The sequence below is a fragment of the Nocardia canadensis genome (assembly GCF_032656385.1).
In the GTDB taxonomy this organism is placed as follows: Bacteria; Actinomycetota; Actinomycetes; order Mycobacteriales; family Mycobacteriaceae; genus Nocardia; species Nocardia canadensis.
The window spans coordinates 897,553-909,775 of record NZ_JAVCWB010000008.1; the positions used below are offsets into that span (position 1 = coordinate 897,553).

General features: G+C 69.9%; 16 protein-coding genes. 7 read left to right on the forward strand and 9 right to left on the reverse strand.

Annotated features, from left to right (window positions below; translation table 11 throughout):
* Positions 1–142 precede the first annotated feature (142 nt).
* The gene (locus Q7X29_RS17890) at positions 143–1,510 is read left to right on the forward strand and encodes an MFS transporter (protein ID WP_316574783.1); all 1,368 of its coding nucleotides are present in this window, start codon (positions 143–145) and stop codon (positions 1,508–1,510) included.
* 107 nt (positions 1,511–1,617) lie between these two features.
* Complete coding sequence (locus Q7X29_RS17895) at positions 1,618–2,445, forward strand: alpha/beta fold hydrolase (RefSeq protein ID WP_316574784.1); 828 nt, start codon at positions 1,618–1,620, stop codon at positions 2,443–2,445.
* Positions 2,446–2,475: 30 nt separating this feature from the next.
* On the opposite strand, the gene Q7X29_RS17900 is transcribed toward Q7X29_RS17895, so the two are convergent.
* A complete protein-coding gene (locus Q7X29_RS17900; RefSeq protein ID WP_218720138.1) occupies positions 2,476–3,441 on the reverse strand; it encodes a helix-turn-helix transcriptional regulator in 966 nt (321 codons plus the stop codon).
* A gap of 62 nt (positions 3,442–3,503) precedes the next feature.
* Here Q7X29_RS17900 and Q7X29_RS17905 point away from each other — a divergent pair, with 62 nt between their 5' ends.
* Positions 3,504–4,640: an epoxide hydrolase family protein gene (locus tag Q7X29_RS17905; RefSeq protein WP_218720139.1), complete on the forward strand. Its 1,137-nt coding sequence runs from the start codon at positions 3,504–3,506 to the stop codon at positions 4,638–4,640.
* Between the two features lie 23 nt (positions 4,641–4,663).
* On the forward strand, positions 4,664–4,864 hold the full coding sequence (locus tag Q7X29_RS17910) for a hotdog family protein (protein ID WP_316574785.1): 201 nt from the start codon (positions 4,664–4,666) through the stop codon (positions 4,862–4,864).
* A gap of 6 nt (positions 4,865–4,870) precedes the next feature.
* On the opposite strand, the gene Q7X29_RS17915 is transcribed toward Q7X29_RS17910, so the two are convergent.
* Entirely contained in the window at positions 4,871–5,872 is a 1,002-nt protein-coding gene (locus Q7X29_RS17915; protein WP_316574786.1) for a Rossmann-fold NAD(P)-binding domain-containing protein, read from the reverse strand.
* A 63-nt stretch (positions 5,873–5,935) separates the two neighbouring features.
* Between Q7X29_RS17915 and Q7X29_RS17920 the strand changes: the two genes are divergently transcribed.
* Positions 5,936–6,529, forward strand: coding sequence for a TetR/AcrR family transcriptional regulator (locus Q7X29_RS17920; RefSeq protein WP_255588258.1), 594 nt, complete (start codon positions 5,936–5,938; stop codon positions 6,527–6,529).
* A 46-nt stretch (positions 6,530–6,575) separates the two neighbouring features.
* Entirely contained in the window at positions 6,576–6,911 is a 336-nt protein-coding gene (locus Q7X29_RS17925) for a hypothetical protein (protein ID WP_316574787.1), read from the forward strand.
* A gap of 363 nt (positions 6,912–7,274) precedes the next feature.
* Here the strand turns inward: Q7X29_RS17925 and Q7X29_RS17930 are convergent, their stop codons facing one another.
* From Q7X29_RS17930 to Q7X29_RS17955, 6 genes are all read right to left on the reverse strand, one after another.
* Positions 7,275–7,685 (reverse strand): arsenate reductase ArsC, encoded by a 411-nt coding sequence (locus Q7X29_RS17930; RefSeq protein WP_218720142.1) that lies wholly within the window; start codon positions 7,683–7,685, stop codon positions 7,275–7,277.
* Between the two features lie 15 nt (positions 7,686–7,700).
* Positions 7,701–8,369, reverse strand: coding sequence for an arsenate reductase ArsC (locus Q7X29_RS17935; protein ID WP_316574788.1), 669 nt, complete (start codon positions 8,367–8,369; stop codon positions 7,701–7,703).
* On the reverse strand, positions 8,366–8,800 hold the full coding sequence (locus Q7X29_RS17940; protein ID WP_316574789.1) for an arsenate-mycothiol transferase ArsC: 435 nt from the start codon (positions 8,798–8,800) through the stop codon (positions 8,366–8,368). The genes Q7X29_RS17935 and Q7X29_RS17940 overlap by 4 nt, the downstream gene beginning before the upstream one ends.
* Positions 8,797–9,885 (reverse strand): ACR3 family arsenite efflux transporter, encoded by a 1,089-nt coding sequence (arsB, locus tag Q7X29_RS17945; RefSeq protein WP_316574790.1) that lies wholly within the window; start codon positions 9,883–9,885, stop codon positions 8,797–8,799. Before arsB ends, Q7X29_RS17940 begins: the two co-directional genes overlap by 4 nt.
* Positions 9,882–10,256 (reverse strand): ArsR/SmtB family transcription factor, encoded by a 375-nt coding sequence (locus tag Q7X29_RS17950; protein WP_218720145.1) that lies wholly within the window; start codon positions 10,254–10,256, stop codon positions 9,882–9,884. Before Q7X29_RS17950 ends, arsB begins: the two co-directional genes overlap by 4 nt.
* 78 nt (positions 10,257–10,334) lie before the next feature.
* The gene (locus Q7X29_RS17955) at positions 10,335–10,853 is read right to left on the reverse strand and encodes an ArsI/CadI family heavy metal resistance metalloenzyme (protein WP_316574791.1); all 519 of its coding nucleotides are present in this window, start codon (positions 10,851–10,853) and stop codon (positions 10,335–10,337) included.
* 98 nt (positions 10,854–10,951) lie between these two features.
* On the opposite strand from Q7X29_RS17955, the gene Q7X29_RS17960 reads away from it, so the two are divergent.
* Positions 10,952–11,311, forward strand: coding sequence for an Rv2640c family ArsR-like transcriptional regulator (locus Q7X29_RS17960; protein ID WP_218720147.1), 360 nt, complete (start codon positions 10,952–10,954; stop codon positions 11,309–11,311).
* A 273-nt stretch (positions 11,312–11,584) separates the two neighbouring features.
* Here Q7X29_RS17960 and Q7X29_RS17965 read toward each other — a convergent pair whose 3' ends face one another.
* Positions 11,585–12,223, reverse strand: a complete 639-nt coding sequence (locus Q7X29_RS17965) for a class I SAM-dependent methyltransferase (RefSeq protein ID WP_316574792.1) — start codon at positions 12,221–12,223, stop codon at positions 11,585–11,587.

A 12,223-nucleotide genomic window follows, 5' to 3' on the forward strand; every position in this document is an offset into this window, starting at 1 on the left:
CGCGATCGAATGGCGGTGGGCGAAGGCGCGTGGTCGAGGTCGCAGCATCGTCCGACGGTCGGATTTGCCGTTCCAGCAAGGAATCTGGTCATCCTCTCGCCGTGGTGGTGATACTCGGGCGCTGCACCGAGGAGGCTGATTCATGCTGGACAATCCCATCCGCACCCACGTCACGGCCGGTGTCGTCCGCCCATGGACCGTACTGGCCGTGTGTTCGCTGAGCCTGTTCGCCGTCGGGCTCGATGCCACCATCGTCACCGTGGCACTGCCGTCGATCGGGGCCGGTGTACAGGTCGGCACGCAGGGACTGGAGTGGATCGTCGACGCCTACACGCTGGCGTTGGCGAGCTTCCTCATCACCTCCGGCGCGCTCGCCGACCGGTTCGGCAGGCGGCGGGTGTTCCGGCTCGGGCTCGTCGTTTTCGGAGTCGCGTCGGCGGTGTGCGCGGTCGCGCCCACGGTCGAGGTGCTGATTCTCGCGCGGGTCGCGCAGGGGATCGGCGGGTCGATGCTCAGTCCGGTGGCGTTGGCGATCGTGGTCGCCGCGATCACCGATGCCCGGCAGCGGGCCAGGGCGATCGGAGTGTGGGCGGCGGTGTTCGGGCTGAGCATGGCGGTCGGGCCGACGCTCGGTGGCGCGCTGGTGGATTGGTTCGGGTGGCGGTCGGTGTTCTGGATCGCGGTGCCGGTGGTGGTCGTGGCGCTGGGGTTGACAGGGCTGTTCGTGCCGGAGTCGCAGGGGCGGCCGCGTCGGATCGACCTCGTGGGTCAGGTACTGCTGGTCGTCGTGGTCGGTGGGGTGATCGCGGTGATGATCGAGGGCCAGCGGATCGGGTGGACCTCGCCCCTCGCGGTCTCGGCTTACCTCGGAATCACGCTCGCCGTCGTCGGATTCGTCCGGGTCGAGGGCCGGGTGGCCGCGCCGCTGATGGACCTGCGACTGTTCCGGCGGCCGCCGTTCACCGCCGCCGTCTCCGGGGCTGTCGTGGTGTTCGTCGCCTTGACGACGACGCTGCTGCTCAGTACCTGGCATCTGCAACACGAACGGGGGATGAGCGCGGTCGCCGCCGGTGCGTTCACACTGCCACTGGCTGCCGGCGCGACACTGTGCGCGCCGCTGTCGGGAGTGCTGGTCGGGCGGATCGGGGCCAGGGCGCCGCTGCTGTTGGCCGGTGGCTTCCTCGCCGTCGGCGGCCTGGCCCTCGTGGTCGCCGGGGCCGAGGCGGAGACCACGGTGCTGCTGATCGCGTTCGCGTCGATCGGCATCGGGTTCGGTTTCGCCAACGCGCCGATCACGAATACCGCGGTGAGCGGGCTGCCCGCCGACCGCGCCGGTGTCGCGGGCGGTATCGCCTCCACCGCCCGGCAGGTGGGCGCGGCGGTCGGGATCGCCGTCGCCGGTGGGCTGATCGCCGGTGACCATCCGGCGCGGATCGGGTGGTCGGTGGTGTGCGGCTGCGGCCTGCTGGTGTTGGCCTCGGCCCGGTTCGCGCCGACGAAACCATCCTGACCTGCGGGAGGATCTGGCGCGAAAAAGATTTCGGGCGCAGCGATGAGTTCGCCGGCTCGGCCCCGTCTCAACGAGTGCTACCTGTAGCCGAGATCCGGGAGGGTCGTATGACCGCCAGTTCCGCCGTCGCCACCGGCACCCTTGTGGTGCCCGACGCCCGCCTGTACTACGAGGTCCGCGGGTCGGGGCCACTGCTCGTGCTCGTCGGCGCGCCGATGAACGCCGCCTCGTTCGCGCCCGCGGCCGAACAGCTCGCCGCCACCAATACCGTGCTCACCACCGACCCACGCGGCCATTTCGCCAGCCCCCTCGACGATCCGCGCCAGGACTCGACCGTCTCGGCCCGCGCCGACGACCTCGCCCGGCTGATCGCCCACCTCGACGCCGGTCCCGCCGTGGTCTTCGGCTCCAGCGGCGGCGCGGTCAGTGCGTTGGCCCTCGCTCAGACCAATCCCGATCGGGTCACCACTGTCGTCGCCCACGAACCGCCCCTGCGGGAACTGCTGCCCGACGCCGCCGAGCAGCGGGCCGTCACCGAGGAGATCATCGCCACCTACGATCGCGGTGACGTGGTCGGCGCGTGGCGGAAGTTCTTCGCCCAGGCCGCTCTGCCGATCCCGGACGAGATGGTCGAGCACCTGTTCGGCGGCGAGCGCGACCCCCAGCAGGTCGCCAGTGAACGCCACTGGTTCGACCACGAACTGCGCGCCACCACCGGGTGGGTTCCCGACCCGCCCTTGCTGCGCGCCGTGCCCACCCGGGTGATGGTCGGCATCGGCGCCGACTCGGCAGGCCAGTTCTGCGACCGGACCGCGCGCGCCCTGGCCGCCGAGCTGCGGACGGAGCCGGTGCTGTTCCCCGGCGATCACACCGGATTCGTCGGCGATCCCGCGGCTTTCGCGCTCCGGCTGCAGGAAGTCATCGACGAGCCGTGACCCGAGCCATCGATTCGGCAGTCGATGCAACTACGCATCAGGTGCGGCGGGAAGGGCGTCGCGGCAGCGCGCGCTCACACGCTCCAACGCAGCGAGGAGTTCGGGTGGGCCGGTGACGGTGAAATCGGTGTCGAGGCCGGTGATCATCCACGCCAGTGAAGCGGGGGAGTCGGCGCCCAGGTGTAGCAGACAGCTGACGTCGTCGACCGCTTCGAGAACCCCGGTGCCCGGCCAGAGCCGCTCGGCGACCACAGTGGCCGAACAGTGCAGGGTGACCACCGTGCGCCATGGCCATGAGGCCACCGACAGCCTGCGCGAGAGGTATGCGGCCGCGTCACCGTCGGGCGGCGGGCGCGGAGTGAAGCGCGGACCGGTCGGGACGCGCGGAACCAGCCGGTCGACCCGGAACGAGCGCCAATCCGCGCGATCGACATCCCAGGCCACCAGATACCAATGCCTGCTGACATTGACCAGCGAATCGGGTTCGGCAGCACGGCGCGAGACACGACCCGCGTGATCGGTGTAGTCGAAGCGCAGACGCTCGTGCCGGCGGCACGCCTCCGCGATCGCCAGCAGCGTCGCGGGACTCACCCGGGGCGCCTCGGCGGCGACCCGCACCATCGCCTGTTGCAAGGTGGTCAGCCGGTGCCGCAGCCGGGAGGGCAGCACCTGGTCCAGCTTGGCCAGCGCGCGCAGCGACGCGTCCTCGATCCCGGTGACCGTGCCACCCGAGGTGGTCCGCAGACCGACCGCCACAGCGACCGCCTCCTCGTCGTCGAGCAGCAGGGGCGGCATCGATGCGCCCGCACCCAGCCGGTATCCCGCCGCCCCCTGCAGCGCCTGCACCGGATAGCCCAGGCCGCGCAGTCGCTCGATGTCGCGCCGTACCGTGCGCGCGGTGACGTCGAGCTCGGCGGCGAGTTCGGCACCGGACCACGAGCGATGGGTCTGCAACAGCGACAGCAGCCGGAGCAAGCGGGCAGAGGTCTCGGACATGCCTCCAGAATGCCCGCGACTTAGGACCGATTTCGACCTAAGCGCTTCGTAGCGTGGTGGACATGAACGACATCCACCCCTTCCGGATCGACATTCCGCAGTCCGACCTCGACGATCTGCACGAGCGTCTCGCCCGCACCCGCTGGACCGACGATCTACCAGGCACCGGCTGGACCTATGGCCTGCCCACCGCCTACCTGCACGGTCTGGCCGACTATTGGCGCACCGGCTTCGACTGGCGCGCCGCCGAAGCCGCACGCAACGCACGACCGCAGTTCGTCACCGAACTCGACGGTCAACGCCTGCATTTCACCCACGTGCGTTCGCCGGAACCCGGCGCGCTGCCGCTGGTGCTGGTCCACGGGTGGCCGTTCACCGACTTCGGTGCCACCCTCGGACCCCTGACGGATCCCGCCGCCCACGGCGGCGACCCGCGCGACGCATTCGACGTGGTCGTCCCGAGCCTGCCCGGCTTCGGCTTCTCCGGTCCCACCCGGGAGGCCGGCCAGGCCGCGACCGAACAGTCCGCCGTCCTGATCGCCGAACTGATGCGCCGCCTCGGCTACCAGCGCTACGGCGCCCAAGGGGGTGACGCGGGCTCGTTCATCGCCCCGCACCTGGGCCGGATCGACACCGAGCGGGTCGCCGGCGTCCACCTCAACGCCGCCATCACCATTCCCGCCTGGGACGACGACGGCGCGGGCTACTCCGCGCGGGACCAGGAGAAGCTGGCCGCTCTGCAGGACTGGAACAGCAACCAGACCTCCTCGTACGCGAGTGTGCACAGCACTCGCCCCCAGAGCTTGGCCCACGCGCTCACCGACTCACCCGCGGGTCTGCTCGGCTGGGTCGTCGACGTCGTCAACACCTACAAGGATCCCGCCGCCGCGCTGCCCGAGGACTCCCTCGACCGCGACGCGCTGCTCGCCGAGATCGCCGTCCTCTGGTTCACCCGCACCGCGGGCTCCTCGATGCGCCTGTACAAGGAGTCCCAGCAGTGGGGCGCCGAGTTGCCCAGCTCCGGGGTCCCGACCGGTATCGCGGTCTTCCCCGGCGACACCACGATTCGCGGCATCGCCGAGAAGCAGAACAACCTCGTGCGCTGGACCGAATTCGACCGGGGCGGGCACTTCGCGGCGATGGAGACACCCGACCTGCTCGTCGACGATCTCCGGGAGTTCTTCCGGCCGCTGCGCTGACGGCGGCCCGGATCGCGGACCGTGTGTCGCCCGACGTGGTGCGCAGCAGGCCGGCCCGGGACGAGTCCCTCTGCACGATCGGTGGCGCGCTGCACTGCGGCGTGCTGATGTCGCTGGCCGACGCCACCGGCGCGGTCTGCGCCTTCCTCGATGTGGAGACCGAGATCCACGACGACGCGGGCGAACTCGTCGGCAAGACCACCCGGACGCAGGCCGTGCTGTAGGCCGGTCTACGCGTCGACGAACACGGCGCCGACCTCGGTCATCCGCTGTGCGGCGTAGCCGGGGTCGATCAAGGCCTCCGGGGTGTAGGTGCCCGGGCCGACCGGCTCGCCGCGCAGACCCAGCAGCCGCTCGACGCCGAGGACGATTCCGAGGGCGGTGAGCGGTCGCTGACCCGCGGGATGGACCAGGTGGCGGCTGCGGCGCAGCGTCGCGCCCGCAACGTCGACACCGTCGAGGTCGATGCCGATCTCGATCGAGGCCGCCACACCCCGGCGCCGGCCAGGCGACTCGCCGACCGCGAGATCCACCCGCACATCCGGTGCTCCGGTCGCCAGCGCCAGGCTCGCCACGTCGAGGATGGGAATGCTCTGCCCAGGCAGCCGGGTGCCGTCGACAGCGCGCACCTCGGCCTGCGCGTTCTCGGCGGCCACCCAGGTGAAGACGCCGTCGCGTCGCACCAGACCCGCCGAGGTCACCGCCGACCACCGTTCCAGATCGGCGATCCCGGCGGGGCCACCGGTGTCCGTCTCGTCCAGGATCGCCCCGAGCCGGACGCTGTCGACCCGGGCGAACTCGCGCGCGGTCGCCAGCGCCGCGAGCGTGGCGAGTCCGGCCAGGAAATGACTCGCCACCAGAATCGGTGCGGCGCTGGCCCGCCGGGCGCCCGCGACGACCTCGGGCCCGATATCGAGCAGCCCGCTCGAGATGCTCAGATACGGCACCGCGTGATCCTGGGCGTAGTGGAGTCCGTGGAGCCGGTCGTCCCAGAGGGTGGCGACCACCGCCGAGAAGACGACGCCGTCGGGCAGGCCGAGATCGCGGCGGCGCAGGTCGATCGTGATCGCGGTGGCCGTGCCGAGGCTGTCGGCGACTCGCTGCGCTCGGTCGAGGTCGCGGCCCGCGATCGTCAGCGGCAGGGTCGGATACCAGCGGCGCAGCAGGGCCGCCGTGTCGGAGCCTGCCTGGCCGGAACCGCCCAGGATCAGGACGGATGGTGTGTGGGCCATGGTCGTTCCTCTCGCCAGCTAAGCTACAGTTTGTAACCTACTCTTTGTAGCTAAACTGGTGACATGACGCAAGGCAGGACGGCCCGCATGCCCAAGGCGGCCCGGCGCGAGCAGCTGCTCGACACCGCGCTGGCGATGGTGCGTGACCACGGCACCGACGGGCTCACGCTCGTCACTCTCGCCGAGGCCGCGGGCGTGAGCAGGCCGATCGTCTACGACCATTTCGGCACGCGCCCCGATCTGCTGCTGGCCCTGTACCGGCGCCTCGACGAACGGCATCGGCTCGCCGCCGAGCAGGCCGTCCGTGCGGCCGTGCCGACCGCGACGGAGATCGCGCACGTGATGAGTGCCGCCTACTTCGCCTGCGCCACCGACATGCCCGAATTCGACGCGATCTCGGCCGCGCTGAAGGGCAATCCCGAGGTCCTGGCGATCCAGCAGCGGATGCTCGACAGCTATCGCGACTGGATGGCCGCCACCCTGCTACCGTTCTCCGATCTCGGAGCGGCCGCGCTGCGGCTGCGCTGCGTCGCCGTCCTCGGCGCCGCGGAAACCCTGGGTGCCGAACTGAATCGAGGAACCATCGACGCGGGGGAGGCGGTCGAGGCACTCGCCGATCTCATCGTCGGCAGCATCGGTGCCGAGCGTCGGCGGTGACCGTGGGGCGGCCGTTGGCGCCGCGCCGCTCGGTAGGATGCGGCGCGTGCCAGATACTTCCGACATAGCTCGCCTCTTCGACCGGCGACCGCGCCAGTGGGGTTCACCCGCGGATCCGATCGTGTGGGACGCAGTGCGGGACAAGGTATGTGCGGCCACGGTGCCGGCCACCGCGACGGACTTCGCGGCGTTGCTGCGGCGCGAGTTCGCCCTCGTGACCGGCGTCGACATCGACGATGCTGACGCGACCGCCCAGCCGTCCTTCGTCGTCGAGGGCCGTGCCGAGGCGGTGCACCTGCCGACCTGGCGCACCATCCTGCTGCCCCTGCTGACCACCCGTGCCCGCCAGCTCTACGGCGAGATACCCACCGAACGCCCCTGATCGGGGGTCGGGGAACATCGGCGGGTTCGGCAGGCGAGACGGGTCGGGATGCTGCCGCGGCCGGTCACCGGTGTGCGGAACGAGTGCCGTGGCATCTGCTCGACGAATCCTCCACTCGCGCCGAGGAAGTGCTGCTGCTCGACGTTCCCGACCTCGTCACCACCGACCGGTGCGCGGTGGGGTGACCCGCAGGGGCGGTGCCCGCGAGCTCATCGCATGGCAGACCGGCACGGCCCGGTTGCCGTCCAGGGTACTGGCCGGCCGCAAGTCCGGACCGGTGCTCGTTCCCTACACCGCCGGTAGTGGAATGGACTTCCGCCTCGGCGACCGGCCGACGTGCGCGGCCCCCGGGGCGGGCACGTCTCAGGCGTGGGTCGGCAGGAGTTCGGCGAGCAGGGCTTGCACGCGGACCTTGATCTCGTCGCGGATCGGACGGACGGACTCGACGCCCTTGCCCGCCGGGTCTTCCAGCACCCAGTCGCGGTAGCTGACACCGGGGAACGACGGGCAGGTGTCGCCACAGCCCATCGTGATGACCACGTCGGAGGTTTCCACGGCGTCGTAGGTGAGGATCTTCGGGGTCTGATCGGAGATGTCGATGCCGAGCTCGGCCATCGCCGCGACCGCGGCGGGGTTGATCTGATCGGCCGGAGCGCTGCCCGCGGAGCGGACCTCGATCGCGTCGCCGGCGAAATGGGTGAGGAATCCGGCGGCCATCTGGGAACGTCCGGCGTTGTGGACGCAGACGAACAGCACGCTGGGCTTGGAAGTCATGGGGCGTAGTGCCTTTCAGTGGGCGGGCAGGTCGAGTTCGGCGAGCAGGTGGCGAACGCGGGTTTCGATCTCGTCGCGGATCGGTCGGATCGCGGCCACGTCGAGGTGAGCGGGGTCGTCGAGGTCCCATTCTTCGTAGCGGCGCCCCGGATAGAGCGGGCAGGCGTCGCCGCAGCCCATGGTGATGACCACGTCGGCGGCCTGGATGATCTCCTCGGTCCAGGGCTTGGGGAACTCGGCGGTGATGTCGATACCGACCTCGGCCATCGCCGCGATCGTGGCGGGGTTGATCGCGTCGCCGGGTTCGCTGCCACCGGACCACGCCACCGCGCGGTCACCGGCGAGGTGGGTGAAGAACCCGAGCGCCATCTGGGAGCGACCTGCGTTGTGGGTGCACAGGAACAGCACGGTCGGAGTGCCGGTGTGGGCCTTGCCCTCGACGCGGGCCAGCGCGTGCAGCCGTTGGCGGGCGAAGCGTTCGGCCAGCAGCGGCAGGAAGTTGATCACTGTCGCGCGGCCGGCGAACCGGTCGTAGGAGGAGTGCAGGAACCGTTCGATCGTCTCGACTCCGAAGGTGCCGTCGAACTCGCGTTGCAAATGCGTCGCCGCGGCCGCGAGCGCGAGTTGCTGGTCGATGGTCAGGTCGTGGCGGGTGTAAGTGGGCGCGAGGGGGCTGTCGCTCATGAGGGTTTCCGTTGCTCGGCGGGTGTGGTGAGCTCGGTGAGCAGGTCGTTCACGCGGGCGGCGATGTCGTCGCGGACCAGGCGCATGCGCTCGATGCCGTCGATGCCGCGCTCGGATGGTTCGTCGGTGTCCCAGTTGATGATTCGCATCCCGGCGACGGGCTCGATGTAGGCTTCACGGCCGAGGGTGACGACCAGGCCGACGTCACTGAGCAGGGCGGGGTCGATCGGCTTCGGGGTCTCGGCGCTGATGTCGATGCCGAGTTCGCGCAGCGATTCGGCAGACAGGGCGTTGATCGCGGTACCCGGCCGGGTGCCTGCGGAGTGGACCTGCACGCGGTCGCCGGCGGCGGCGCGCATCAGACCGGCCGCCAGCTGGGATTTGCCGCCGTTCCTCACGCATACGAACAGCACCGATGGCGTCGTGCTCACCGCGCTGCCACCCCTTCGGAGGCCGTGGCCGCGGTGAACCGCTTGCGCAGGGCCAGCGATACGTACACCAGCGCGACCAGGACGGGGACCTCGATCAGCGGGCCGACAACACCGGCCAGTGCCTGGCCGGAGGTGGCGCCATAGGTGGCGATGGCCACGGCGATGGCGAGTTCGAAGTTGTTGCCCGCCGCGGTGAACGCCAGCGTGGTCGTACGCTCATAGCCCAGGCCGAGCAGCGCACCGAGGGCGTAACCGCCACCCCACATGATCGCGAAGTAGGCCAGCAGCGGGATCGCGATCCGGACCACGTCGAGCGGGTGAGAAGTGATCTGCTCGCCTTGCAGAGCGAACAGGATCACGATGGTGAACAGCAGCCCGTAGAGCGCCCACGGCCCGATCCGGGGCAGGAACGTCGTCTCGTACCAGTTGCGGCCTTTGGCACGTTCACCGAAGCGGCGGGTGAGGAACCCCGCGAGGAGGGGAATGCCGAGGAAGATCAGTACCGACTTGGCGATCTGCCACGGCGAGGTATCGATGGTGGTCTGTTCCAGGCCGAGCCAGCCGGGCAGGACCGAGAGGTAGAACCAGCCCAGGACGGCGAACATGATCACCTGGAACAGCGAGTTCAGGGCGACCAGCACGGCGGCGGCTTCGCGGTCGCCGCAGGCGAGGTCGTTCCAGATGATGACCATCGCGATGCAGCGGGCCAGGCCCACGATGATCAGCCCGGTCCGGTACTCGGGCAGGTCCGGCAGTAGCAGCCACGCCAGCGCGAACATCAACGCGGGCCCCAGGACCCAGTTCAGGACCAGGGAGCTGAGAAGGAGTTTGCGGTCGCCGGTGACGGTGTCGAGTCGGTCGTAGCGGACCTTGGCCAGCACCGGGTACATCATGATCAGCAGCCCGATCGCGATCGGCAGCGAGATGCCGTCGATCTCCACGGCCGACAATGCGTCGCCGAGGCCGGGGATCATGCGCCCGAGTAGCAGTCCCGCGGCCATCGCCACGCCGATCCAGACCGGCAGGAACCGGTCCAGCGTCGAAAGCTTGCCCACCACCGCCGGGGCTTCGGTCGTGGCGCTCACGCGGTCACCACCGCTCCGGCCTCGATCGCGAGAACATCCGACAGGCGCGCCAGCGCCTGCGGGACGACTCGGTAGTACACCCAGGACGCCCGGCGTTCGCTGGTCAGCAACCCGGCCTCACGCAGCACCTTGAGATGGTGGGAGATGGTCGGCTGAGTGACCTCGATACCGGTCGACAGGTCGCACACGCACGCCTCGCCGTCGGCGCGTGAGGCGATCGTCGAGAGCAGCCGCAACCGGACCGGGTCGGCCAAGGCCTTGAACAGCACGGCCAACTCCGCCGCGCTCTCGGCGTTCATCGGCGGGCGCGTGCGCGGCGTGGCCTCACACGAGGGTGCGGCCACGCTCAACGGCAACTCTTGATTCGACATATGTCGATATTGACCGATGTCTAATCAAGAAGGCAAGCGAACAACGGGTGAACTCGTCCGCAACCGGGTCGGGCCGGTTCAGCCGCAGCAGCTCGCCCCGGAGGCGACGGCCTTCTCCTTGGCCTCGGCGCCACAGCACGCACCCTCGGCCTCGGCTTCGGCGGCCGTGCCGCAGCACACGCTGGTGCCCTCGGCGTTCACGAGCCCGAGGTCCGGTGCGGTACCGAAGGTCTCGCTGTCGGCCAGCACGGTGTAAACCTCCCACCGCTCGCCGCCGGGACCGGTCACCCACACCTTGTCCTGGGTGGCGAAGCAACACGTGGTCGCGATCTGTTCCTCGGTGAACAGACCCGCCTCCGACAGGCGCGCGATTTCGCCGTGGACCTGGTCGGAGGACTCGACCTCGACACCGAGGTGGTTGATCGAGCCGCCCTGGCCGGCGTTCTCGATCAGCACCAGCTTCAGCGGCGGCTGGGTGATCGCGAAGTTGGCGTAGCCGGGCTTGCGCTTGGCCGGCTCGGTGTTGAACAGGGTTGAGTAGAACGCCACGGCGGTGTCGAGGTCGTCGACATTGAGGGCAAGCTGGACGCGGGACATGGTGAACCTCCACTTGTGAGACATATATCGAAGATGTGCTGTCGCCGAGTCTGCTCACCTTTTCGACATATGTCAATACCGCGCGTAGAGTCGGTGATATGCCCAAGGCGCTACCCGTGATCGACATGTCCGCCCCCGTCTGCTGCGCGCCCGTCGCGGCAGGTCCGGTCGACGACGACGCCGCACTCGAGGTGGCCTTGCGACTCAAGGCCATCGCCGACCCGGTCCGGGTGAAACTGATGTCGCTGCTGCTGACCACCCCGCTCGGCGAACAGAACGGCGGTGAACTCGCCGCCGCGGTCGGCCTCAGCGAGTCCACGGTCTCCCATCACCTCGGCCAGCTGCGCAACGCCGGTCTGGTCGAGTCGCAGCGGCGCGGGATGAACACCTTCCACAGCGCCCGCCGTGACGCGCTCTCGGCTCTGTGTACGGTCCTGGACCCCAACTGCTGCACCTGAAACCGAAAGCCCGTCCGCGTCCGAGCAGGTCGGTGGGCGAAATCGGTGGCCGCCCGGCGCGCGACGGTCCATCGGCTCGGCGCGACATCGACGGCTTCCATCGACAGCGAGACATCCAGGACGAACACCGCCATCGCGGGACAGATCTCACCGGCCACCGGCTGTGGGTTTCCCTGGAACGAAGCGCCCGCAGGTCGCGGCGAGGACACCGACGCCGATCAGCAAGGCGGCCGAGGCGATTCGAATCGTGGGGCGTCGCGGCGCGCCGTCACGCTACCTGCGGTGGACGGTGGCCAGCCGAGCGGGAATCGACTCGCTGAAGCGGGTGCGCAGACTCTCCTGGTCGATGGCGGCGATGTCCCACTCGACCGGATCGAAGGCCGCGGTCAGTGCCGCTCGGCTGACCGGGTGCGGACCGGGATCGTCGCCGAAGTCACCGAAGCACAGGATGTACAGGGTTCCACCCTGGGCGACGACCGCGCCCAGACTCACCGCGTAGACGGCCTGTTCGGCGTGGTCGAAGGTGTGGAACAGGCCGCTGTCGAGCACCGTCCGGAACCGGCGCTCCAGCCGTTCGAGGTGCAGGGCGTCGGCGACCCCGAAAGTGGCTGTCAGACCACGGTTCTCGGCACGCTCGCGCGCTGTGGCCACGGCTGTCTCGGCCACGTCCACACCGTGCACCGGGAACCCGAGCGAGGCCAGATACAGCGCGTTGTCGCCGGTGCCGCACCCCGCGTCGAGGACGTCGCCGACGAAACCGCCCGCCTCGGCCAGCCGCACCACGGCCGGTTGCGGCTGGCCGATGTCCCACGGGGCGGGGCCGTCGCGGTAGGACGCGTCCCACGGCTGACCGGACCGCTGCTCGTGGCTGGTGGGTGGCCGATCGCGGAGCGGCTCGTCGGCGGGCGGCAC